Annotated in this window: 21 protein-coding genes; 15 read left to right on the forward strand and 6 right to left on the reverse strand. The window is 44.2% G+C overall.

What is annotated here, in order from left to right; genetic code table 11:
• Positions 1–11: 11 nt before the first annotated feature.
• A complete protein-coding gene (locus FTU69_RS12920; RefSeq protein ID WP_180103999.1) occupies positions 12–1,043 on the reverse strand; it encodes a molecular chaperone DnaJ in 1,032 nt (343 codons plus the stop codon).
• A 255-nt stretch (positions 1,044–1,298) separates the two neighbouring features.
• Here FTU69_RS12920 and FTU69_RS12925 point away from each other — a divergent pair, with 255 nt between their 5' ends.
• The 5 genes from FTU69_RS12925 to FTU69_RS12945 all read left to right on the forward strand — a co-directional run bounded on the left by FTU69_RS12925 (position 1,299) and on the right by FTU69_RS12945 (position 5,512).
• Entirely contained in the window at positions 1,299–1,976 is a 678-nt protein-coding gene (locus FTU69_RS12925) for a DUF421 domain-containing protein (RefSeq protein WP_005176055.1), read from the forward strand.
• A 361-nt stretch (positions 1,977–2,337) separates the two neighbouring features.
• Positions 2,338–3,282, forward strand: coding sequence for a transporter substrate-binding domain-containing protein (locus FTU69_RS12930; RefSeq protein WP_005176051.1), 945 nt, complete (start codon positions 2,338–2,340; stop codon positions 3,280–3,282).
• Between the two features lie 63 nt (positions 3,283–3,345).
• Positions 3,346–4,089, forward strand: coding sequence for an amino acid ABC transporter permease (locus FTU69_RS12935; protein ID WP_005176049.1), 744 nt, complete (start codon positions 3,346–3,348; stop codon positions 4,087–4,089).
• Positions 4,089–4,772: an ABC transporter permease subunit gene (locus FTU69_RS12940; protein WP_005176046.1), complete on the forward strand. Its 684-nt coding sequence runs from the start codon at positions 4,089–4,091 to the stop codon at positions 4,770–4,772. The genes FTU69_RS12935 and FTU69_RS12940 overlap by 1 nt, the downstream gene beginning before the upstream one ends.
• Positions 4,773–4,786: 14 nt before the next feature.
• Positions 4,787–5,512: an amino acid ABC transporter ATP-binding protein gene (locus FTU69_RS12945; protein WP_171249308.1), complete on the forward strand. Its 726-nt coding sequence runs from the start codon at positions 4,787–4,789 to the stop codon at positions 5,510–5,512.
• 65 nt (positions 5,513–5,577) lie between these two features.
• Here the strand turns inward: FTU69_RS12945 and FTU69_RS12950 are convergent, their stop codons facing one another.
• Together FTU69_RS12950 and FTU69_RS12955 are read right to left on the reverse strand one after the other, a co-directional pair.
• Positions 5,578–6,315, reverse strand: a complete 738-nt coding sequence (locus FTU69_RS12950) for a carbonic anhydrase (protein ID WP_180104000.1) — start codon at positions 6,313–6,315, stop codon at positions 5,578–5,580.
• A 922-nt stretch (positions 6,316–7,237) separates the two neighbouring features.
• The gene (locus FTU69_RS12955) at positions 7,238–8,494 is read right to left on the reverse strand and encodes an MFS transporter (protein WP_180104001.1); all 1,257 of its coding nucleotides are present in this window, start codon (positions 8,492–8,494) and stop codon (positions 7,238–7,240) included.
• Between the two features lie 154 nt (positions 8,495–8,648).
• Here FTU69_RS12955 and FTU69_RS12960 point away from each other — a divergent pair, with 154 nt between their 5' ends.
• The 5 genes from FTU69_RS12960 to putP all read left to right on the forward strand — a co-directional run bounded on the left by FTU69_RS12960 (position 8,649) and on the right by putP (position 13,410).
• Positions 8,649–9,275: a 1-acyl-sn-glycerol-3-phosphate acyltransferase gene (locus tag FTU69_RS12960; RefSeq protein WP_005176034.1), complete on the forward strand. Its 627-nt coding sequence runs from the start codon at positions 8,649–8,651 to the stop codon at positions 9,273–9,275.
• 63 nt (positions 9,276–9,338) lie between these two features.
• The gene (locus FTU69_RS12965) at positions 9,339–10,256 is read left to right on the forward strand and encodes a patatin-like phospholipase family protein (protein WP_180083616.1); all 918 of its coding nucleotides are present in this window, start codon (positions 9,339–9,341) and stop codon (positions 10,254–10,256) included.
• Between the two features lie 110 nt (positions 10,257–10,366).
• Positions 10,367–10,846 carry an NfeD family protein gene (locus FTU69_RS12970; RefSeq protein ID WP_005176030.1) on the forward strand — a complete coding sequence of 160 codons (480 nt, stop codon included), beginning with the start codon at positions 10,367–10,369 and terminating at the stop codon, positions 10,844–10,846.
• Positions 10,847–10,856: 10 nt separating this feature from the next.
• Positions 10,857–11,711 (forward strand): SPFH domain-containing protein, encoded by an 855-nt coding sequence (locus tag FTU69_RS12975; RefSeq protein ID WP_005176027.1) that lies wholly within the window; start codon positions 10,857–10,859, stop codon positions 11,709–11,711.
• Positions 11,712–11,916: 205 nt separating this feature from the next.
• Positions 11,917–13,410, forward strand: a complete 1,494-nt coding sequence (gene putP / locus FTU69_RS12980; protein WP_180104002.1) for a sodium/proline symporter PutP — start codon at positions 11,917–11,919, stop codon at positions 13,408–13,410.
• A gap of 204 nt (positions 13,411–13,614) precedes the next feature.
• Here the strand turns inward: putP and bfmS are convergent, their stop codons facing one another.
• Positions 13,615–15,270: a sensor histidine kinase BfmS gene (bfmS, locus tag FTU69_RS12985; RefSeq protein WP_016659876.1), complete on the reverse strand. Its 1,656-nt coding sequence runs from the start codon at positions 15,268–15,270 to the stop codon at positions 13,615–13,617.
• A 33-nt stretch (positions 15,271–15,303) separates the two neighbouring features.
• Positions 15,304–16,020, reverse strand: coding sequence for a response regulator transcription factor BfmR (bfmR, locus tag FTU69_RS12990; protein WP_005176018.1), 717 nt, complete (start codon positions 16,018–16,020; stop codon positions 15,304–15,306).
• Between the two features lie 595 nt (positions 16,021–16,615).
• Between bfmR and FTU69_RS12995 the strand changes: the two genes are divergently transcribed.
• From FTU69_RS12995 to FTU69_RS13000, 3 genes are all read left to right on the forward strand, one after another.
• On the forward strand, positions 16,616–19,444 hold the full coding sequence (locus FTU69_RS12995) for a ribonucleoside-diphosphate reductase subunit alpha (RefSeq protein ID WP_180104003.1): 2,829 nt from the start codon (positions 16,616–16,618) through the stop codon (positions 19,442–19,444).
• 194 nt (positions 19,445–19,638) lie between these two features.
• Entirely contained in the window at positions 19,639–19,770 is a 132-nt protein-coding gene (locus FTU69_RS14835; RefSeq protein WP_081407111.1) for a preprotein translocase subunit YajC, read from the forward strand.
• A gap of 141 nt (positions 19,771–19,911) precedes the next feature.
• The gene (locus tag FTU69_RS13000) at positions 19,912–21,195 is read left to right on the forward strand and encodes a ribonucleotide-diphosphate reductase subunit beta (RefSeq protein ID WP_005175999.1); all 1,284 of its coding nucleotides are present in this window, start codon (positions 19,912–19,914) and stop codon (positions 21,193–21,195) included.
• Between the two features lie 450 nt (positions 21,196–21,645).
• Here the strand turns inward: FTU69_RS13000 and FTU69_RS13005 are convergent, their stop codons facing one another.
• Entirely contained in the window at positions 21,646–22,971 is a 1,326-nt protein-coding gene (locus tag FTU69_RS13005; protein WP_180104004.1) for a hypothetical protein, read from the reverse strand.
• Between the two features lie 162 nt (positions 22,972–23,133).
• On the opposite strand from FTU69_RS13005, the gene FTU69_RS13010 reads away from it, so the two are divergent.
• Positions 23,134–23,472, forward strand: a complete 339-nt coding sequence (locus tag FTU69_RS13010) for a hypothetical protein (protein WP_180104005.1) — start codon at positions 23,134–23,136, stop codon at positions 23,470–23,472.
• Positions 23,473–24,366: 894 nt separating this feature from the next.
• Positions 24,367–24,624, forward strand: coding sequence for a hypothetical protein (locus tag FTU69_RS13015; RefSeq protein WP_180104006.1), 258 nt, complete (start codon positions 24,367–24,369; stop codon positions 24,622–24,624).
• Positions 24,625–25,015 lie beyond the last annotated feature (391 nt).

Raw genomic sequence — 25,015 nt, forward strand, 5'->3', positions numbered from 1 at the left:
AACTATATTCTTTACAAAACCCCATGCTCCAACAACATCCCTAGCCCACTCTCTTTCCCCATAAAACTCAGCCGTTGCTTCTCCGCTTTTAACTGATGCTTCACGTTCGACACATCCGCATCAATCTGTTTATACAACTGCTCAATATTGAGCTGCCCTTTGGACTTTTGCACCGCAATTTTGGCTTTATTTGACCATACAAGCGAGTTAATCAATTCCTGCATCTGCTGTTTTAAGGACTGGCTTTGTGCTTCTAACGCCTGTTGGTAAAACTTGAATTGTTCTGTGCTTAAACCTTTGTTTGAACCGTTTTTACTTTGCTCAACTTCAAGCTGAAGTTTCAGTAAAAAGAATAAATCTTCCTGTTCGTATGCTTCATTGGCACATTGTAAAAGCTCGGTCTTTTCCTCTTTTTTAGCTTCATCGGGCTCACGATCAGGGTGAATGATGGAAGCAATCTTGAGATACACAGTTTTGAGTGATTGATTCACCATCTTTTCAGCTTGCGCTTGTTTTTCTTGCTGACGTTTTAACTTGGCTTGCTCACGTGCTTGTTGGTATTGATCATTATTCCAATCTTCAAATACATCATCGGCTTGGACTGTTTCAGTTTCAGGCTCATCAAAAGTGTCTATATTTTTCTTCTTGTTTTTTTTCTTGCTGTATTCATCTGCCTGCCGATAATAGACATGCATTTTTTCCACTTCATCTAACTGCTTTTGACTCAGCAAATGTGAACCTTGTAGTAAGCGCGCTAAAGTTTGGATTTTATCTTCCACCAATGCTGTATTTGATTTCGTGAAACTATAACTACTTAGACCATTCCAAAGTGTCTTCATCTGTTCATACAAAGTGCTATATAACTCACGATACGCAGGCATCAGCACCTTTTGACTATAGGCACGAATGTCATCTTGGGCATGTTGCCATGCAAGCAATAACTGTTTCTGCTGTTCAATCTCATCAATTAAACGATTCAGCTTCTGATGCTGTGGTAAGACTTCAAGCACCATGTTTGGCATGGTTTTCAGCGCAAAAGGCATAGGGAAGATAAAAGCAAAAGAGAAATTATACCTGATTTATGTGAAAGTATTTTTTGACTCATCTCAGTAAAACTGAAGCAAAGCAAAATCCTGAGCAAATAAGCCTTAACATTACATGGCTTCAGATCAGGTAATTTTTTGAATTAACCAAGTCACTCAAATCATTGCAGTTTATTACGCAACTATAAACATTCAGCCGCCGCAATTCATGCATAGTATCAACAAAGACCAACAGATTATAAAAAGGACATTCACATGGATTGGGCCAGTATTTTTATTCATGACACCACCTGGGCTTTTGCTGCTGAAATTAGCGTGCGTGCCATCCTTATGTTCAGCATGATCATTATCTTTTTACGTCTGACTGGAAAACGTGGTGTGCGCCAGCTGTCAATTTTTGAACTGGCGATTATTCTATCGCTGGGTTCAATTGCCGGCGACCCGATGTTCACCGAAGATCTGCCGCTGATTCAGGCCCTGCTAATCATGAGCATCGTGATTTTCCTGTATCGTCTGGTGACCTGGTTAATGATGAAATACCAGCCCTTTGAAGATCTGCTGGAAGGCAAGTCGCTGTATATTGTCGAAGATGGCGAGCTGGTCTTAGAAAAGATTAAACGCGGTAAAATGTCGCACGATGAATTCTTTGCCGAAATGCGCCAGCAAGGGGTCGAACATCTGGGACAGGTACGGGTCGGTTTACTCGAAAATGATGGCAAGTTCAGCATCCTGTTTTTCTCCAATGATCAGGTGCGGTACGGTTTACCCCTGTTTCCCAAAGCCTGTCAGGAAATCACCGACGTTAAACCGCATACCCATTACGCCTGCGTATACTGTGGCTATACCGATTTTTTGCAAAGTGCCGAGCAGATCTGCCCGCGTTGTGACAGCTGTCACTGGACTGAAGCCATCAATACCTTACGGGTAGATTAATCGCGTGTTTTAAATCTCTGTGCCGGTTCATCCACCTTCGCCCAACCGTTTTATCTCAACTTTGGTCATATCTTGGTCTTTAATGGCCCAAGACTGGCACAGTTCCTGCTGTATTTTATTCATGCTTTTTGCTGCTATTTATCTAAAAAGTGGTTATTTCATAACGATTTATCATTAACAAAACGGTTAAAAATTTCGCTTGAGCAATGCTGGAAATCTCGCTTAAGATGAAGCTATGCCGTTGTGCAGAGATAATTAAAACAATCTCATTTGCTTCATTACCTGATAAATCAGTTCCAGGATTGGAATTGCCATGAATAACAGCAAATGACCAATAATCAATACAAAAGGAGTTTTGTACATGACCTCTAAACGCACCCTCACCTCCCTGTTTTGTGCCAGCGCATTCATGCTTGGCCTCAGTGCTTGTAGTGACAATAAAGCTCCAGCTGATGCCAATAGCAACACCAATGCCGCTGCCTCGAGTTCGGGCACCTTAGAGAAAATCAAAAAGTCCGGCACCATTGTGCTGGGTTATCGTGACTCATCCATTCCCTTCTCCTATATTGCCGATACGCCAAATCAGCCGGTCGGTTATGCGCATGACCTGCAACTAAAAGTGGTGGAAGCGCTAAAACAGAAACTGGAGATGCCAGATCTGAAAATCCGCTACAATCTGGTTACCAGCCAGAACCGGATTCCACTGGTCTCTAACGGGACGGTCGATTTAGAGTGTGGCTCGACCACCAACAATCAGGAACGCCAGCAGCAAGTGGCTTTCTCGGTCGGTTTCTTCCAGGTGGGTTCACGTTTACTGACCGCCAAAGATTCCGGCATTCAGGATTTTGCTGACTTAAAAGGCAAGAAACTGGTCACCACCGCCGGCACCACCTCTGAACGTTATATCCGCCAGCATGAAAAAGAACTCGGCATTGGCGAAATTATTTCAGCCAAAGACCATGCCGAATCGTTCCTGATGCTACAAAGTGGCCGTGCCGCTGCCTTTATGATGGATGATATTCTGCTGGCCGGTGAAAAATCCAAAGCCACCGATCCAGACAAATGGGTAATTGTCGGCACGGCGCCAATTCAGGAAATTTACGGCTGTATGCTGCGTAAAGGCGATGCTGAATTTAAACAGGTGGTGGATGATGCCATTAAAGCCACCTATAGCTCGGGTGAAATTAACCAGATGTATAACAAATGGTTCCAACAGCCAATTCCTCCAAAGAACATCAACTTGAACTTTGAAATGTCCGATCAGCTGAAAGACCTGATTGCCAATCCGCACGATCGTGATCAGTAACACTCCAACATAAACCGACTCAGGTAAACATGGATGCTTTACCTGAGTTTTTGAGGAGGACGTATGAATTATAGTTGGAACTGGGGTGTCCTGTTTCAGTCTACCGGCATTGGCGACAGTACCTATCTGCACTGGATTCTCGCCGGTCTGGGCTGGCTGCTGGTGATTGCCATTGTGGCCTGGAGTATTGCCATGCTACTGGGCAGCATTTTGGGGATTATGCGAACCCTGCCCAGCAAAACCGCCCGCACGATTGGCACCGCCTATGTCACCATTTTTCGTAATGTACCGCTGCTGATCCAGCTGTTTATCTGGTTCTATGTGGTGCCCAATTTCCTGCCAGCACCCATCAAAAGCTGGTGGATGAATGATTTAGGCGCGCATACTTCAGCGCTGATTTCAGCCAGTATCGGGCTGGGACTGTTTACCGCGGCACGGGTCTGTGAACAGGTGCGCACCGGTATTGAAGCCCTGCCACGTGGACAGATCAATGCCGGCTATGCCATGGGTTTTAGTACCGCGCAGTTATATCGCTATGTAATTTTGCCGCAGTCATTTCGCACCATTTTGCCGCCGTTAAGCTCGGAGCTGACCAACTGCGTTAAAAACACCTCGGTCGCCTCTCTGGTTGGGGTGGCTGAAATTATCTCGCAAATGAAAACCATCAGTGAGTACACGCAAAACACCATTGAAATTTATACCATTGTCACCGTTATTTTTATTGTGATTAATATTTGCCTGATTCAGGGCATGAACCTGCTGGAAAAACGTTTACGTGTTCCCGGCCTGATTGCAGGAGAAAAATAATGGAATGGCTCACTGCATTTTTAAATGATTTACAACTGTCCGGGCCGGCGCTATGGCATGGTTTTACCATTACCTTAAAAGTGCTGGTCATGGCGACCATTGGCGGTATTCTAATTGGCACCCTGCTGGCGTTAATGCGCCTGTCTTCTATTCGCGTACTGAATCTGTTTGCACAAGGCTATGTCAATCTGTTCCGCTCGATTCCCTTGCTGCTGGTGCTAATGTGGTTCTATTTTGCGGTACCATTTTTCTACACCGCCCTCACCGGGAATTACCTGACCATTGATACTGCACTGGTGTCGAGTATCGTGGCCTTTATGCTATTTGAGGCGGCCTACTTTTCTGAAATTGTCCGTGCCGGGATTCAGTCCATTCCCAAAGGCCAGACTGCGGCTGCCTATGCGCTGGGCATGACTTATGGCCAGTCGATGCGGCTGATTATTTTGCCGCAGGCCTTTCGAAAAATGACCCCGCTGCTGTTACAGCAGACCATCATCCTGTTTCAGGACTCCACCATGGTTTATGCCATTGGCCTGCTGGATTTCTTCCGTACCAATTATGTCCGTGGCGATTTAATGGCGCTGCTGACCCAATATATTCTATTTGCCGGGCTGGTGTATTTTAGCGTGAGTTTAATCGCCACCTATGCAGTGAAAAAACTACAAAGGAGGCTGACGGTATGACCGAACCCAAGATTATGATTGACCTCCAGAATGTCAGCAAATGGTACAAGGATTTTCAGGTCCTGACCGATTGCAGCACCCAGATTCGTCAGGGAGAAGTGGTGGTGGTGTGTGGACCATCGGGTTCGGGAAAATCGACCTTGATTAAAACCGTAAATGGTCTGGAACCGTTTCAAAAAGGCCAGATTCTGGTCGATGGGATTTCGATTAGCGATCCGAAAACCAATCTGAACAAACTGCGCAGTCGTGTCGGCATGGTATTCCAGCATTTCGAGCTGTTTCCGCATTTAAGCATTACCGAAAACCTGACCATTGCCCAGATCAAAGTACTGGGCCGCTCGGAAACTGAAGCCAAACAGAAAGGGCTGGCCTATCTGGATCGGGTTGGTTTAAGTTCACAGGCCAACAAGTTTCCGGCGCAACTCTCTGGTGGGCAGCAGCAGCGGGTTGCCATTGCCCGCGCCTTAAGTATGGACCCGATTGCCATGCTGTTTGATGAACCAACCTCGGCGCTGGACCCGGAAATGATTACCGAAGTACTGGACGTAATGGTCGAGCTGGCGCGTGAAGGCATGACCATGATGTGTGTGACCCATGAAATGGGCTTTGCCCGCCAGGTCGCCAACCGGGTGATTTTTATGGATCAGGGTAAAATTGTCGAAGACTGCACCAAAGATGAATTCTTTAATACCCAGCGCGGTGAACGTGCCCAGCAGTTCCTAGATAAAATCCTGCATTAATCCATACAACCAAACATCCCAAATTAAGAAGCAGATCAGATGATCTGCTTTTTTTTCGTATTCGATTACTCCAGCACCAGACGCGCATTGGTCGGCTGTACCGGCCGGTTATTCGGATGTTCCATCAGCTGTGAAAAAGCCTGAATCTGCTGTCTCGAGGCCTGCTGAATCTGTTTGAAGACAATCCAGCGCACGCCTTCGGTACACGGCGGCGTGGTTAAAGAGCCGTTAAAACGATAATAATCCCGTTGCTCCGGTAAAAATGCCGCGGCTACATCCTGATGGTTTAAAATAATGGCCTCACCGGGTTGCTGCGGTAATTCCTGCCACAGCTGTTTCAGCTTCGGATTTTCCTGACCTTCCTGAAACATAATTGCCAGCACCGCCAGTTCACCCGCAGGTGTGGCATGTACCAGATGCATCTCCATCGCAAAACTTTGCCCCTGAATGGTATTTTCACTTGGACTATGCAAATGGAACTGCTTGAGCTCAAAGACTTTCTGGTCCAGTTCTAAATGGCTACCCTGCTCAAAATTGACCTGAACCGTGCGCTGGTTATTCACAATGGTTTTAGCCTTGGCCGCATAGTTCAGTTTTAACGGCGGCAACTGCGCCGGTGTGGTCTGGGCAATATTAATGGGCGCCTGATTCATGCCAGCGCAGGCCTGATATTCCGGTTTTAACTGGCTCCATTTATCCGGCGCAGTCTGTGCCGCATAGCTCCAGTCAAAATGACTGCCCTCGGCAGCAAAAGCCATATTCATACTCAAAAGTGCAGTCGCTGCAAAAATACTCCGTTTCATTCTTCAACCTTGAAAACACATCATCAAAAGAGCCTTGATCATCCGTAACCTGCGCCGGCAGGACAAAACCAAATCTTCCAACTGTTTATTGCTTTTGTATCTGATTGGAGCGGTTTTTGAGCGTTATAATTCAGCCTGATGGCCTGATAATGACTTGTCCGGTGCATCGACTTATCAAGTTGTACTGATCAATCACGACGTTGCCGCCCAAACCCACCTTGGTTTCCAGTTCGATGGTGATGCTTTTTTATAAGTCCGGTACTAACAGTTTTCTGGCTGCTGGATCAGCGACTTATAAAACTGATGACGCTTTGCTTAAATCAACCGGCAACAACATGAGGTATTGAAGAAGTAGATCAGCGATTCTGCTGGCGCTGGCCGATTTTTTAGCTCAGCTTTAGCATGGAATTTTCGCGGTCTTACTAGGTATGTTAAGTTTTCTACCGGGATGGATTGGCCTCGAATTTTAGCTGCACCAGCATGAAGCATGATTGACGTTGTGATTTAGCCAACGCCACTTGTCATTGACGAGTTGATCACAGGATTCATCACTAAAAATGGAATATCTAAACCAAACCAGCTGATGAGTATCTTGCTTATTCAAAAGTCAGTCTTTCTGATCAGGAGCATCGATCTATGAGTTGATTGAACAGGAATTCGACAGTCTGCACGTCAGCGCCTGCATCTGTCTTAAATATGTCATAAACAGCCACTACACTGCTTGTCATCGGGATCGCACACCACTCCCTGCCCATATTCAGGGTCAATTCCAAGAAAGTGCCCTCCTCACTGTATAACATCAGCACAGCCACTATTCATTCAGCAAACGGCTGTGGGTCAAGGTGGAAGGCCATTATTTTTAATAAACCAGTTACGACTCCAGCGATTCCCTCCAGGATCGCTTTTTTTCTTTTTTAAGGGTTTATTTGTGCTGAACCGCCTCATCTTTGGGCAGGCTTCTGGCCCAGACCAGAATCGGAAGCAGACACAGCAGCGCAATCCCGCTAATCATCATTAAATAGCGTGCATAACCAAGCTGATCGCCCAGTATGCCGCTGAGGCTATACAGCCCACCACTGACGGTAGCCATCAGCGCCACCTGAAAAGTAAAATCGGTACCGGCCAGCTGTTTGCGGCTATAGTGCATCACCAAAGTGAGCATCACCACCAGCAGCATCGCCGAAATACCATCTTCCAGCGCATTAATCAGATAAATCAGCCACAGTGCTACCGCCTGCTGCTGTTCATACTGATAGGCCAGCCAGCTATAGGCAGTTAAAGCCAGCACTTTCAACACTGAAAACAGCACTAAAGCCTGAGCACGTGACATCACCCGGAGCAATAAGCCGGCCACACCTGCACCGAGTAACGCCGCAAACGCCCCTAGCATGGTCACATAAATACCAATCTGGGAAAAACTTAAGCCCAAATCGACCATTAACGGTTTGAGTAATGGACCAGACAGACCATCGGCAATTTTAAAACTGAGCAGCACCCATAACCACAGTGCCAAGCTGCGGCTCTGGCGAAAATAACCCAGATACTGGCGCACAGCCTGCCAGGAAAAAGGCGTGGTCTTCTGCGCTATTTTGGCTGCATGTTGCGGTTCACGATACAGTAAAATTGGCAAGGTATTTAAAAATACCAGTAGCGCCAGCATCAGAAACGTGGCCTGCCAGTGCAGCCAGTCCAAAGCCCAGAGCATGGCGCCCCCACCAACAATAAAGCCCAGCCGTGAACCAATCACCTGAAAGGTATTGCCCCAGTGCTGCTGCTGGCCAGTTAAAATATTCACCGCCAGTCCATCGGTGGCGATATCCTGCGTGGCCCCAACCAGATTCATCAGCAACAGCCCGACAAAAAAGCCAAACAAATACAGCGGTTCATTCAGGGCCTGAATCGGGATAAATGACAGCCCGATTAACACCACGACACTCAGCAACTGAGTCGGAATAATCCAGGAACGGTAATGGCCCTGAGCGCTGCGGCCAAAGCGATCCACCCACGGCGCCCAGAAAATTTTAATCGACCAGGGCAACATTAACAGGCCAAAACCGCCAATATGCGCCAGCGATACCCCTTGCGCCCGTAAGATCACCGGCAAGGCATGGGTCATAAAGCCCACCGGCAGACCTTGCGCCCAATACAGGGAAAACAGCAACAGATAAAGATTCGGCATAGCAGCGGACATTCCTTTTTATTTCAGGCCAAGCGGATGGCTCCAGGCAAAACTGCTCAAACAAAAGCGTATTTTTGCTCTGCTTCCCCATTGAATAAAGTCGCAATATTTTGTAAAACTTGGCTGAGTTTCAGTAGGATAATACATAAAAACAATGACCAAGCAATTTCCTGTTTTACCTGATCAAGTACCTGGCCGCGGCAGCGCCCTGAGTCGAGGCTTTTTTAAATCGCTCTTTTTGGCCCAAGGCTGGCAGCTGAAAGGCGAATTTCCCAACCTTCCCAAAGCGGTGGCAATTATATCCCCGCATACCTCCAATATTGATGCCTGGCATGGCTTCGCTGCTTTGCTCGGACTGGGGCTAAAAGTCACCATTTTTGGCAAACATACCCTGTTTAATACACCGTTAAAACCGCTGCTGGAGTGGATTGGGGTGGTGCCGGTAATTCGCCATGCGCCGCAGGGCCATACCCAGCAGATTATTGAAATTATCCGGCAACGTGAACAGATCTGGGTCGGGATGGCGCCGGAAGGCACGCGCAAACAGGCCGAGCAGATTCGCAGCGGTTTTTATCATATTGCCTATGGCGCACAAATTCCGATTGTGATGTTCTCTTTTGATTATGCGCATAAGACCATTCATATTCTTGGTGTGTTTCATCCGACTGGGCATTATGAACAGGATTTAGACGCGATTTATCAGCATTATGAAGGCAAGTTTTCTGCCAAAAATCCGCACTGGCTGGCCAAGCCGTTACAAAAACGCTGGCCCAAAGACTAGCCAAAACCGTATTTTTTTGCTGAGATGTGCGCATATTTTGTTGAATTAATCTCCTATCGAATCATGAAATTACTGCAATTTTCGACCGCCGGCCTGTTATTGCTGGCACTTTCCGGCTGTGATCGGGCGGTACAAACCCCAGTGACTCCGACACCCATTCAGGTGCGTGAACCAGTGGTGGCCATTGCCTTAGGGGGTGGTGGTGCCAAAGGTTTTGCCCATATTGGCGTACTGAAAGTTTTAGAATCACACGGCATTAAACCGAAAATTGTAACCGGTACCAGTGCCGGCAGTTTTGTCGGCAGTCTTTATGCCAGTGGTAAATCACCGTATCAGTTACAGCAACTGGCCCTAAACTTTAAAGAATCCGATATTCGCGATTTAACCCTGAACCGTCAGGGCTTTGTGCTGGGCCAGAAACTGCAGGACTATGTCAATCAGCAGGTGGGTAACAAAGCCATCCAGCAGTTCCCGATTCGTTTTGCTGCGGTCGCCACCCGTCTGGACAATGGCCGTAAAGCCGACTTTATTAAAGGCAATGCCGGTCAGGCGGTACGTGCCTCCTGCAGTATTCCGAATGTGTTTGTGCCGGCGACTATTGGCGGCACCAAATATGTCGATGGCGGTCTGGTCAGCCCGATTCCGGTCAAAACCGCCAAAGATATGGGCGCCGATCTGGTCATTGCAGTGGATATTTCCGCGCGTCCAACCGGCAATACGCCTATGAATATGTGGGGCCTGCTCGATCAGACCATCAACATTATGGGCCAGCAGAGTATTCATGAAGAACTGCGCCAGGCCAATGTGGTGATTCAGCCTAAAGTTGGTCATATTGGCACACTGGATTTAAAAGCCAGCAACCAGACCATTTTAGAAGGTGAAAAAGCTGCCCAGCTGAAAATCCGCGCCATTGAAAAAGCCATCAGCGATTTTAAAAAATCTCCGGCCGCTTTGGCACCACCACCCAAAGCCAAATTTTAACATCGGGGATTTTTTCATATCCAAGTCGGTTCTCATCTGCTACATTGAACAGCATACAGATTGATCTATATCAATGATTCTTTTTACAATCATTCGCGACGAGTCGATGTATGGAATTTGTTCTTGAACCCTGGCACTGGTTTGTTTTAGGCATTTTGCTGATTCTTTCCGAGCTGCTGCTGCCGGCTTTTGCTGCGCTCTGGTTTGGCGTGGGCGCGCTGATGGTGGGCGTTTTATATCTGCTGTTCCCGATGATGGGCACCACCACGCAGCTGGTGATGTGGATCATTTTATCGGTGCTGTGTACCCTGCTCTGGTTTAAATTTATTAAACCACTGTCGATTGATAAAACCAAAGCCGGCCTGTCACGGGAAGCCACCATCGGCCAGATTGGTATGGTCATCCAGACCAATCTGGAGCATGACGAAGTGAAAGTCCGTTTTCCGATGCCGGTGCTCGGTTCTGATGAATGGAACTGCCGCACTCTAAGTCCGGTGCAGGTCGGTGATCGTGTGCGTGTGGTCGATATTCTTGGCAATGATCTGGTTGTGCAGTTGCATAGCCTGCAGAATGACAACGAAAAACAGTGAGTAATATAAAATGAATGCTGGCTCCATTATTGTTTTAGCCCTGCTGGCCTTTGTGGCCATCACCATTTTTAAAGGGGTGCGTATTGTTCCACAAGGCTATAAATGGATTGTGCAACGTTTGGGTAAATACCACACCACCCTAAGTCCGGGTCTGAACTTCGTAATTCCCTATGTCGATGAAGTGGCCTATAAAGTCACCACCAAAGACATTGTGCTGGACATTCCGTCTCAGGAAGTCATCAGCCGCGATAACGCCGTCCTGCTGATGAACGCGGTGGCCTACATTAACCTGACCACGCCAGAAAAAGCGGTGTACGGGATTGAAAACTATTCTTGGGCCATTCAGAACCTGGTACAAACCTCGTTGCGTTCTATTGTCGGTGAAATGGATCTGGATGATGCGCTGTCCTCACGTGACCATATTAAGGCACGTTTAAAAGCCTCGATTTCAGATGATATTGCGGACTGGGGTATTACCCTTAAAACCGTTGAAATTCAAGATATTAAACCATCCAACACAATGCAGTCAGCAATGGAAGAACAGGCGGCAGCAGAACGTCAGCGTCGTGCCACCGTAACCAAAGCCGATGGTGAAAAACAGGCAGCCATTCTGGAAGCCGAAGGCCGTCTTGAAGCTTCACGCCGTGATGCCGAAGCACAAGTGGTGCTGGCCGAAGCTTCGCAACGTGCTATTGAAATGGTCACGACAGCAGTCGGCGATAAAGAAATTCCGGTGGCCTATCTGCTTGGTGAACAATATGTGAAAGCCATGCAGGATATGTCGAAGTCGCCAAATGCCAAGACGGTGGTATTACCGGCCGATATTCTGAATACCATTCGTGGGGTCATGGGCCGACAAAACTAAGCACCTTTTTAGCCAAAAATAGACAGCCTGGATGCTGTCTATTTTTATTGCCTGAAAGAAAAATCAGTATTTCATGCAAAATTATGGTTAAATTTCGCCTTCATTTTTTGAATCTTTCAGGACTTGTGAGTATCCATCAAGAATTTGCATGGAACGCATTGAGGCCATAAGTCCTTTACTGTCCAACATACTATATGGATACCGTATGAGCTCCCTAAATCCGACCTTAATCACCTTTCTGTTTTATATTGTCGCCATGATCGCGATTGGTCTGATGGCCTATCGTGCAACCACCAACTTTTCAGACTATATTCTGGGTGGCCGCCGTTTAGGCAGCTTTGTCACGGCCCTGTCTGCTGGCGCATCGGATATGAGTGGCTGGTTATTGATGGGTTTACCGGGGGCAATTTATCTGTCCGGTTTATCTGAGATGTGGATTGCCATTGGTCTGATTATTGGTGCCTGGCTGAACTGGTTACTGGTTGCGGGCCGCTTACGGGTACATACCGAAGTGCAGCACAATGCCCTGACCTTACCGGATTATTTCTCCAATCGCTTTAATGACCAGAAAAAAGTGCTGCGTATTGTATCCGCCTTTGTGATTCTGATTTTCTTTGCGATTTACTGTGCCTCTGGCATGGTGGCCGGTGCGCGCTTGTTCGAAAGTATGTTTGAAATGTCGTATAGCACGGCCTTATGGATCAGTGCCATTGCCACCATCAGCTATGTTTTTATTGGCGGCTTCTTGGCGGTGTCCTGGACAGACACCATTCAGGCTGGCCTGATGATCTTTGCCTTAATCCTGACGCCTATTGTCACCCTGCTGACCTTTTCTGATTTATCCCAAGTGACGCTGGCACTGGAAGCTGCGCGTCCGCAAGCCATGAATCTGGTCGGTGATTTAAGTATTGTTGCGATTATCTCGTTACTGGCCTGGGGCCTGGGTTATTTCGGTCAGCCGCATATTCTGGTGCGCTTCATGGCGGCAGATTCAGTGAAGTCAATTCCAAATGCACGCCGTATTGGCATGACCTGGATGATCCTGTGTTTAGGCGGCGCAGTGGCGGCCGGTTTCTTTGGTATTGCCTACTTCCAGCAACATCCGGAACTGGCCGGGGTGGTGAATGCCAACCCTGAAACCGTGTTTATGGAACTGACCAAAATCCTGTTTAACCCGTGGGTGGCTGGTATTGTACTGGCGGCAATTCTGGCTGCGGTGATGAGTACCCTAAGCTGTCAGCTGCTGGTCTGTTCAAGTACCCTAACTGAAGACTTCTATAAATCGTTCCTGCGTAAATCTGCCTCACAAAAAGAACTGGTCTGGGTTGGCCGTTTAATGGTGTTACTGATTGCCCTGCTGGCAATCTGGATGGCCGGTAACCCGGAATCGAAAGTTCTGGGCCTGGTGGCTTATGCCTGGGCTGGTTTTGGTGCCGCTTTTGGTCCACTGATTATTTTGTCTTTATTCTGGAAACGCATGACTTTAAATGGTGCGCTGGCCGGCATGATCGTGGGTGCGGTGATGGTGATTCTCTGGAAAAATGTCTGGGGCGATACCGGTATCTATGAAATTATTCCGGGCTTTGTCTGCTCGTTCATTGCCATTATTGTGGTGAGCTTGCTGGGCAAAGCGCCAAGCAGCAGCATTACTGAGCGTTTTGATGAAGCAGACCGCTTGTACAAAGAGCAGACTCAATAATTGCTCCATGCAAAAAAATAGCCAGTGACATCACTGGCTATTTTTTTGCAACTCAATTGATCAATTCAAAGACTGGACAGAAAGAGAGTACGCGGACCATTTTAGATGGTAACGATGGCTGACAATCTCTGACCCAACTCTCCCACCAAAGAACAGCAACCGCCCCTTGCTTGCTGTTCTTTAGCTGAATCTTTGAAGCAGCGTTTAAGATTCCAGCCCTTCTTTATTGCCCTGCTTTTTACGCGACTTGCTAAAGCGCTGCGCCGGCCAGGACATAATAAAACGTGCACCGCCCAAAGTGGTGCTCTGATCCACCTCAATCTTGCCGCCAAACCAGTAGGCAATCCGGCTGACAATCGACAGGCCCAGACCATACCCCCCAGAGGCACGGGTACGGCTATCATCTAAACGGGCAAAGGCTTCAAATACGCGGCTCCGGTCTTCTTCTGGAATGCCCGGCCCATCATCTTCCACACAGACATAAGCCACGCCTTGTGCAGTCACGCCACCGCTGACCAGTACCTTGTGGTCACAATAACGCACCGCGTTCCCGACTAAGTTCTGCACCACGCGGTGTAAATAACGACGCTCAGCATCAACTTCCAGACTGGTCGACATAGTTTGCAGCTGGATGTCCTTACCAGTTTTCAGCGCATCGGTTTCATTAACCACCTGATCCAGCACCTCAAACAGCACCACTTTTTTAATTTCTAACGATGGCATGCCCTGCTCCAGTTTGGCATAGGTCATGATCTCGTCAATCAGGGTATTCAGTGCTTCAATGTCTTTATCAATCATGTCCAGCTGCTGAATCCGGTATTCATAATCATCTTCTTCAGCCAACATTTCCATCCCAAAACGAATCCGCGCTACCGGGGTACGCAGTTCATGCGATACCGCGCGCATCAGCTCGCGCTGGGCTTCAATCAGACGCTGGATATGATCGGACATGCTGTTATAGCTGGAGGCCAGACTGGCCATTTCATCTGAACCGTCAATGGGTAAACGCAGGTTTAAATCGCCGGTTTTCATGCGGTTCAAGGCAAAATTTACTTCACGGATTTTGCGCTGCATCGGCAGAATCAGGCCATAAATGCCCAGACTCAGAATAAACAGACTCAGCAAGGTAATCCCGGCCGCCAGCTGGAATGGCATCCAGTTAAACAGCGGAACCGGACCAAGTACCAGCACCTCGGACGGCGAATTCGGCATTGGCGAAATAATGGAGATGGTGGTGCCACGTACGCTGGCATTATCCCGATACAGGATAATGCTGTGGTCCAGCCTTAAACGGCCAATTTGCTCGGAGTCGAGCGGTAAATCGGCAATGTTCTGAATGTCGATAGGATAAGAAAACTGATCCTGGATACGGGCCAGATATTCTTTTTCCTGTCCCGGGAAATAGACCAGATAATCCAGAATAAAGATCGGCAGTGCCTTCATTTGCCGTTCGGTAATTTCATCGGCCTTGATATACAGATAATGTTCCGGGTCATTTCTCAGGCCCATAATAATATAGGCTGTGGTCGTTTCTGCATCGTAACGTACCGCAGCCCTGCGCTCTTTGATCCGTTTCAGTTCGGCCCGTGACAGCTCGACCTTATCGGCAGCAATATAATAGATAGGCAGTTCCAGCAAATCCGAGGCATCTGAAATCCAGTCCTGCTTTTGCTGCTCATTGGGTTGTCGCGCCACCCCTTCACTAATGATATAGGCCATACCATCGGTCAGGGATTCACGATATTCTTGCGCGCGCTGATAGTTAATGATCTGAACCAGCAAATAGCCTAACACGGCCACCAATGCCACCAGAATTACCAATCCTGCATAAATCCGCAAGAATATGCTGTGTTTGAACACGAAAAACAGTCCTATCTCAGATACGCGCGACGATTATATACCATTCGTTTCTTTGACAAATAAGTATCCTTTGCTGCGTACAGTTTTAATACGCTTTGGATTTTCCGGGTCATCGCCAATTTTTGGACGGATGCGCGAAATACGTACGTCAATTGAACGGTCCTGACCGTCATATTCAATACCGCGCAGGCGCTCGAAAATATCTTCACGCGACAGGATACGGCCAGCATTCGAAGCCAGTAACCAGAGCAGGTCATATTCTGCACTGGTGAAATCGACCAGTTCACCATTCAAGGTTACCGAGCGGCCACCATTGTCGATGACCAGGTCATCAAATTCGATACGCTGTGCCACTTCATCTTCAGGTGCTTTGTCGGTACGGCGCAGCAGGGCACGAATACGCGCCAGCAGAACACGTGGCTGAACCGGCTTGGCGACATAGTCATCTGCACCCATTTCCAGACCCAGAACCTGGTCCATATCTTCGGTACGTGCAGTGAGCATCAGAATCGGTTGATGATAATGTGGACGAACCTCGCGGCAAATGGTCAAACCGTCTGCACCCGGCAGCATTACATCCAGCACCACTAAATCTGGCTGCTCCGCGATAATACGGCGGATGGCACGGTTCCCATCTGGCTCAACACCCACTTCCAGTCCGTTACGGATCAGGTATTCCTGGGTTAAACGTGCCAGACGCTCATCATCTTCAACAATTAAAATTTTTGGTAACTTTTCTTCTTGGCTCATGAACTGCCCCTTTATTTGATTAAACGTATTCTATCCTTTTAAAATCCGGGAGATACGTCGAAATATATTCTGCAATATACACACGTTTACATTGTAAACAAGATGCTATTCACTAAACTGATACATCAAAGTAGCTTTTTGTTATATTTTTATTAATTATTGAATTCCTTATACTTTTCTCTTTTTAACTGAATTCCATGAATTCAACAACATAAATCTTTTTAAAATGTACAATTTTTTTGCAGCTTTTGGCCATTGATCAGAATGTGACTGACTGTTCAAAGAGATTTTTAGTTATCCACAAGTTTATCTATAAGCAGATTATGCCGGCTTTGTTATGCTATGCCCTTGTCCGATAAGGCTTATAGCCGAATGGACAAATCGGGGATTTTTTTGCAAAAGATTTTATCCCAAAAACGCCAAAAATTTTAAAGAAAAGTCAATATTGATCTACCCTAAAATTTCCCGTATCTTGTGTTCAATTCAATTTTAAACCACTAAGTCTTGTGTTTATTCCTCAAACACTGTGGCCTATTTTTTGCCCGGTTCAATGGTCTATAAACATAACAATAGATGACAATGGAGCTATGCTGACATGAGCGTAATCACATCCACACCCGGTCAACTTCAGGTGATTAAACGCACCGGTGAAGTGGCCCCTTTCGATGCAGAAAAAATCTCTGTAGCGATTGGTAAAGCTTTCCTGGCGGTTGAAGGTCAGCAAAGCGCCGATTCCAGCCGTATTCATGACCGTATCGAACAACTGACTGAAATGGTTCTGAACACGTTTAAGCGTCGTTTACCATCAGGCGGCACCATTCACATTGAAGAAATTCAGGACCAGGTTGAGCTTGCGCTTATGCGTACAGGCGAACAGAAAGTTGCTCGTGCTTATGTCATCTATCGCGAACAACGTTCTGAAGCACGTAAGCAGATGGGTGCCAACCATCACCCGACCTTACAGATCACTGACAGCCAGGGCCAGTTAAAGCCACTGGATTTAAGTGCATTGACAGCAACCGTCATCACTGCAGCTGAAGGTCTTGAAGGCATTGATGTTCAGGCCATTGTCGATGAAACCGTGAAAAACCTGTACAACGGCGTAAAAGAGTCAGACATCTCAACCACCATGATGATGGCGACGCGTACCCGTATTGAACAGGAACCAAACTATACTTACGTTACTGCGCGCCTGCTGTGTAATGACTTAGTGGCAACAGGCCTGGAGTTCCTGGGTCTACCAGTAGAAACCCCTGAAGGCGAAGCTCTGGAAACCTTCCTGAAAAAAGGTATCGAGCTGGAGCTGCTGTCAGAAGACCTGCTGAACTTTGATCTGGCAAAACTGGCCGCTGCCATTCAGCCAGAACGTTCTAACCAGTTTACGTATCTTGGTTTACAGACGTTATTCGACCGTTACTTCATCCATAAAGATGGTATCCGTTTCGAATTGCCACAATTGTTCTTCATGCGCGTTTCTATGGGTCTGGCGCTGAACGAAGACAACAAAGAAGAACGTGCAATTGAGTTCTATAACTTGTTGTCGAGCTTCGACTACATGGCTTCTACACCTACCCTGTTTAACTCAGGTACGCTACGTCCGCAGTTATCTAGCTGTTACCTCACCACCATTGGTGATGACCTGTACGATATTTATGGCGCAATGCGTGATAACGCAATGCTGTCTAAATGGGCAGGCGGTTTAGGTAATGACTGGACTCCAGTTCGTGCCCTGAACTCTTACATCAAAGGGACCAACGGTAAATCACAAGGTGTGGTACCGTTTCTGAAAGTCGCAAACGATACTGCGGTTGCGGTGAACCAGGGTGGTAAGCGTAAAGGTGCGGTGTGTGCCTACCTTGAAACCTGGCACTTAGACATCGAAGAATTCCTGGAACTGCGTAAGAACACCGGTGATGACCGTCGTCGTACCCATGACATGAACACAGCCAACTGGGTTCCTGACTTATTCATGCAACGTGTGTTTGAAGATGCAGAATGGACCCTGTTCACGCCATCTGAAACACCAGACCTGCATGATCTGACTGGACAGGCCTTCACTGAGCGCTATACGCATTACGAAGCGGTAGCGAAAGAGCAGAACCTGCTGCATAAGAAAGTACGTGCCAAAGACTTATGGCGCAAAATGCTGTCGATGCTGTTCGAAACCGGCCATCCGTGGATTACATTCAAAGACGTATGTAACCTGCGTTCACCACAACAACACGTGGGCGTGGTGCACTCATCTAACCTGTGTACAGAAATTACCCTGAACACCAGCAAAGATGAAATCGCGGTCTGTAACCTGGGTTCAATTAACCTGGTACAGCACGTTCAAGGTGGCAAGCTGGATCATGAAAAACTGGCACGTACCATCAAAACTGCGGTACGTATGCTCGACAACGTGATTGACATCAACTACTACGCGGTACCACAGGCGAAAAACTCGAACCTGCGTCACCGTCCGGTAGGTATGGGGATCATGGGCTTCCAAGATGCACTGTACGAAATGGGTATTGCCTACGGTTCTGATGCAGCAGTTGATTTTGCTGATGAATCAATGGAAGTGATTTCTTACTACGCAATTCAAACCTCAAGTGATCTGGCGGTTGAACGTGGTACCTATGAAACCTTCAAAGGTTCATTATGGGATCAGGGTATTTTACCAATCGACTCTTTAGAGCTGGTAGCGAAAACCCGTCCTGAGCGCATGTTTGAAGTTGATCGTACCCAACGTCTGGACTGGGACACTTTACGTGCCAAAGTTCAAAAAGACGGTATGCGTAACTCGAACGTGATGGCCATTGCACCAACAGCAACTATTTCTAACATCTGTGGCGTGTCTCAATCGATTGAGCCAACCTTCCAGAACCTGTATGTGAAATCGAACCTGTCTGGTGAGTTCACTGTGATCAACCCTTACCTGGTACGTGCCTTGAAAGAACGCGGCCTATGGGATGCGGTAATGGTCAACGACCTGAAACACTTCGAAGGTTCAGTACAAAAGATTTCGCGTATTCCTGAAGAGCTGAAAGCCATCTTCGCGACTGCGTTTGAAGTTGAGCCGCGCTGGATTGTGGATGCTGCATCTCGTCGTCAGAAATGGATTGATCAGGCACAGTCACTGAACCTTTACATCTCTGGTGCAAATGGTAAGAAACTGGACATCACCTATAAGATGGCTTGGTTACGTGGTCTGAAAACGACGTATTACCTGCGTGCTTTAGGTGCAACATCGGCTGAGAAATCAACCATTAATACTGGTGCATTGAATGCAGTTAAACCTGCGACAGTTGCAGCACCAGTAGCAGCAGTTGCTCAAGAAGCTAAACCTGAAGCAGCAGCGTCAGAAGAAGGCTTTGAACAAGCAGCACCAGTGCCAATGGCATGTTCAATTGACAATCCTGATTGTGAGGCTTGTCAATAATGAATAGTGTTAATCCTGATTTAGTTTTAGGTATATTGTCTATAGTTTTAGGTTTTTCAACGATTGTTGTTCCTATCGTTATAGCTATCATTATTGCAATGAAAAACTAAAACACTCTAAAAGGTTGGTATTAATTATCAACCTTTTAGGCTTATCAGAATTAACACTAATTCATCTACAAAAAGGATTCCATCATGCCTCATATGACTCATAACTATATGTTAGGACTCGCGGTTCTGGTCTTTTCCTTTATTTTCTTTTACACGCCGATGGTCTATGCCTTTTTGGCCATTCGCAAACAGAAGCGAAAGCAAAATAAGTCTTGAGGATCGTGTTCTACGTACATTTTTAGAACAAGCATCGGCAAAACTTAATTTTGCTTTCACAAATTAAGCGTATAGTAAGACATCTCCCCTTCGTCGTGAGATGTCCAATAAAAGATATAAAGCAACGAAGAGAGAATTGATATGTCTATCCTAAGTTGGGACGATTTCGAAGATGATTCGCAAAAACCGGCTGCTCCTGAACACCAGCCTACGCCCGTCGAACCGCAAAAAGCGGCTAATCCGCAAGTGGTACCTGCTGCAGAGCAACCACAGACGCATGTGGCAGCTGCACAACCCGCTGCAACCCCTCGAAGCGGATCAGCAAATTCAACCGATTCGCTGGCAAGAGCATCTGCTTCCCTAGAACAGCTTGACGTGGCGCCTGGCCTGGAAGAGCTGGAAATGGGTGCAGGACGCGTACAGGTTGATGACAAACGTATGATCAACTGCCGCGCTGACTTAAACCAGCTGGTGCCGTTCAAATACGAATGGGCTTGGCAAAAATATCTGGATGGTTGTGCCAACCACTGGATGCCACAAGAAATCAACATGAACCACGATATCGCGTTGTGGAAGTCTGAAAATGGCTTGACTGAAGATGAACGTACCATCGTGATGCGTTCACTGGGCTTCTTCTCAACTGCTGACTCACTGGTGGCCAATAACCTGGTTCTGGCGATCTACCGTCACATCACTAACCCGGAATGCCGTCAGTACATCTTGCGTCAATCGTTTGAAGAAGCGATTCATACGCATGCGTATCAGTACTGTATCGAATCTTTGGGCATGGATGAAGGCGAAGTCTTCAACATGTACCGTGAAGTACCATCAGTCGCACGTAAAGCAGCTTGGGGCTTGAAATACACCCAGTCTTTAAGCGACCCAACCTTCAAAACCGGTACGCCTGAAAACGACCAGATTTTGCTGCGTAACCTGATTGCATTCTACTGCGTACTTGAAGGTATTTTCTTCTACTGCGGTTTCACGCAAATCCTGTCAATGGGCCGTCGTAACAAGATGAATGGTGTGGCGGAACAGTTCCAGTACATCTTGCGTGATGAATCAATGCACTTGAACTTCGGTATCGACATGATCAACCAGATCAAGATCGAGAACCCGCACCTGTGGACCGCCGAGTTCCAGCAAGAAGTGATTCAAATGATTCTTGAAGGCACCATGCTTGAGATTGAATATGCACGTGATACCATGCCACGTGGCGTATTGGGCATGAACGCTGGCATGATGGAAGAATATCTGAAGTTCATCTGTAACCGCCGTTTAAGCCAGTTGGGCTTACCTGAGCAGTTTAGCGGTGTGACCAACCCGTTTGCCTGGATGTCTGAGATGATGGACCTGCGTAAAGAGAAGAATTTCTTCGAGACGCGTGTAACGGATTATCAGACGGGCGGTGCGTTGAGCTGGTAAGCGAAAGATTCGTAAAACGACATATCGATTGTCATTTGCGACACATCAATGTCACTAGTTAAATAACAGTTGAGTGAGATTGTTACAAAGTCATTCCTCTGTTAAATAAAAATAGAGCTTAATAGCTCTATTTTTATTTAACTACTATGAAATACAAAATTATTCTTGAGAGGGATAACAAATATATAACGGCTGCAGAAACTAAAAAATATTAAACATACGAAACTCACATTGCATACAACCATAAGATCAAGGACTTATTATTTTGTAATAAGCAATAATAGAGTTAAACTTTTCAAGAAAAATGAAGTTTTGAAACTTTGCCTAAAAGAGACATCAGTTGTGACATTGATTCTTATCATCATATACACAATGCTTAGAGCTATTAAATCTAAAAATCTCGTAATAATAAGCCTTATGTTGTATAACTATTGTGTGGCACATAAGCGATCATGATGTTTTTTGAGACTTGTAATTTGGATATAATTCTTTAAATTTTTTATTAATTAATGCACTAACTTGTTCATATCCACGTTCAATGTTTGTTTCACTAAAGCCTCGCTTATAGATTGCCACTAGCGATTTAGATAAATCACAGCACAAGTTATATAGATCAAATTTTATCTTTGAATCTACTACCCAATGTGCCTGCTCCTCCATTTTATCTAACCAACGTGCTTTATATACCATCAATCCGCATAGCAATAATTTAAATTCTGAAACTTTAACAATATTGAGAGGGGATGATGAAAACACTTCCATAGAATCATAAAAGTCTATTGATTCTAACTTAGTCTGATTAGCTGCGTTTCCAAGTTCTTCCAAATTTTCAGCAAGCAACATTTTAGCAGCACGATTTCTCCCTTGAACTTGACAAATTTCTATCCTAAATCTCTCAATTGTTTCTTCTAACTCTTTTTGGCTTAAAGGTAAAGTCATATCTACTTCAACTTTAAGTTTGCTATACACTTGGGTATGGCTAGGTTGACCTTGATAATAAAGTTCACTCAAATTCGAAAAATCTTGAATTGTAAACTCCTTGTTTTGAAATTCCTCTGAGTTTAATTTATTTGAAATAGCGGCTTTAGGTATTTCTAACTCTTCGTAGTCATAATCAAAGTTCATCACCTTTCTTTTGTAGGCCTTAAATACTTCAAATGGTGTTTGATTTATTACAAGTTTATTACCCATTTGTTCACTTGTTATTGTAGGTCCATTTATAAAAGTAATATCATCGGTACAAGGTACAAATGTGCTTAAATATTCGCTATTTTGTAAATATTCCAAAACAAATTCATAATCTATTTCATATATAAATAATTGGGGTGGATAAAGTAAATTGATTGACCATTTATGATCTGAGTATTCGTCATAAACACATAGAAAATCCTTTAAAGTTTGTCTTAGATCCTCTTTTCTTTTTTCTTTTTCTTGCTCAGTTCCACTATTATCTGTAAGCCAAGGAAACTCCTGTTCAGCATACTCCTTATTAAGAATAGACTGCTTCATATATTGAGTAAAATAGTCTTTGTTACAACCTAAAACAATCGCATCTAACGCATCTTTTGCCATTTCCTTAATATGATCTTCTACATATACAGAATTAAAATCATCTAATCTCTTCCTTAATAAGGAATGTATTTCTATTATTTTATTCACATCATCTGGTTTATTTTTTATTTGTAAACAACGGTAAATTTCTTGATGTATGAAATCGGATATTTCAACTCTGAATGTTCGTAAATCTATTTCATGGTATTTTTTAAGAGCTTTCATAAATAAATTTTAATTTTTCCTATATACAAAGCCTATACTAAATCTTCCCCAAATTTTGAGCAATTTTTTGGGGGGAATAAAAATTTTGAAACTAGATATCCTGTCTCTCAAGCAATCATTCAATTGGAATGTTACAAACAATGTTGAGTAGGAGTGAGTCACATGGCTTATAAAAAATTGCATATTGATGGTGGATACATCGTTGTAGGTTATTCTGGTTATCAAATTCCGTATAGTGAAATTAGGATAACCTCAAGCCAACTAACACATTTCGAGGATGAAGATGGTCGTATTATTCCTTATGACTGCCCTATGTTTCGATATGATTTAAGATGCGATTTATTATCTGGGTACTTTCATATTTTTGCTTTAGCTAATGATTATAGAATTATCAGTTTTGATACTGGTGCTGATGCAGAAGGTGACGGAGTTTATTGGGATTTAGAGTATCTAGAATACAGTTATGGTCGTGATCCCTACTTAAATAATCTGTTTAGATAACAGTGATACAAAAAAATAACCCCTCCATTTTGGAGGGTTTATTTTTTGTATCACAGATTAAATAAGTATTCGAAAAAGCCTAGAAATTTTAATATATCCAGCCTAGAAATAGTTCTTTTGATTTGAATATTAGATCCCCTCCACTATGTTTTTAAAAATGTAGAAGCATTTAACACTTCAAACTATGAGATGAAAAAATTACAGCTTTCAGAAATGATGAAGAATTGGATAAATTAGTTCTAACTTTAGACTATACAAATGATAATTTTTTATGGATAAAAAATAAAAAATCAGTTTTTTCTAATAAAATAAAACCATATATTCTTTCAAAGATAAATTCAAACTAAGCTCCTTTTATAAACTCAAATACCAATTAAATCAAAAATCAATTTTATATAAATGAAATTGAAGGATTCTATAGCATCAAAACCCAAACAAATGCCTGATTATTAATTAATAAAAAAATAAATTATAATAAAATACAATTTTAAATAAAATATTAATTCAATGAAAAATCAAAATTTTTTTATATATTAATAAATAATTTGACATTATAAACCAAATCATTAAAGAAAAAAACATAATAAAGCTAATATATTCATATTTTTTAAATCTTGTAAAAATAGAAATTGGAAATATAATGATTCCTTTTATGAGTAATTAGATATGAATTCAATAAAATTTCCTCTTGATTATTTATTCCTCAAGTTGATCAAAGAAAATACTATAGATAACTGGCAAGCTAAAACCTTCTTAAAAAAAATGAAAATAAAAAATCAGTTTAAACAATAACAAGCCTATCGCGGAATTTATAACTTACGTAAGTTTGGCTATCTTTCAATTAACTTTGAGAAATCTAAAGGCAATGCCTATTGCTATAAAGAAACACAAAAAATGAAAGACTTAAGAGATTCAATAAACCACAATGATAATAAAAGTACTGATTTAGAAAACCAGAGGTCAGTGTTACTGAATAATATATTAATCTTTAAGGCGCAACTCGATTATCTTGACTTATTAATAGAAAAACAGCCTGAAAACCAAATTTTTTATGAGGAAGAAAAATTCAACTTAAAAATAAAACTAGCAGGAAATGAATCACAATTAGATCTTGCAAATAAAATATTAAGCCAGAAGATAATAATAAAATAAAAACATTTAGTTACAAATATTTTTGGTATTATAATACCATTTTAACGTCATTTAATGGGTATTATAATACCAAAATATCTAAAAACACTTTGAATTTCATAAAAATACAATTTTCTCTTTCAAAAAATAAAAAATCACCCTCTTAATAATAACTGATTCACCACTTGAATAATAAATTCCTTGTAGCTAGCTTAGATTCTAGGTTATTCATGGAGTCGTGTATCATGCGCTTTGAAAATTCAAATATTGAAAATATAAAGACACGGCAGAGTAAAACTTGAAGTGCGACATAAACCACCTAATTAATTTAAAGGGTTTATGGAGTATATAAAATTGTCATACCATCATCTTAACTTTGAAGATCGTACTGCATTAATGCTTGAGTCAAGAA

Origin of the sequence: Acinetobacter sp. YH12134 (assembly GCF_013418555.1) — a bacterium.
GTDB classification, from domain to species: Bacteria; Pseudomonadota; Gammaproteobacteria; order Pseudomonadales; family Moraxellaceae; genus Acinetobacter; species Acinetobacter indicus.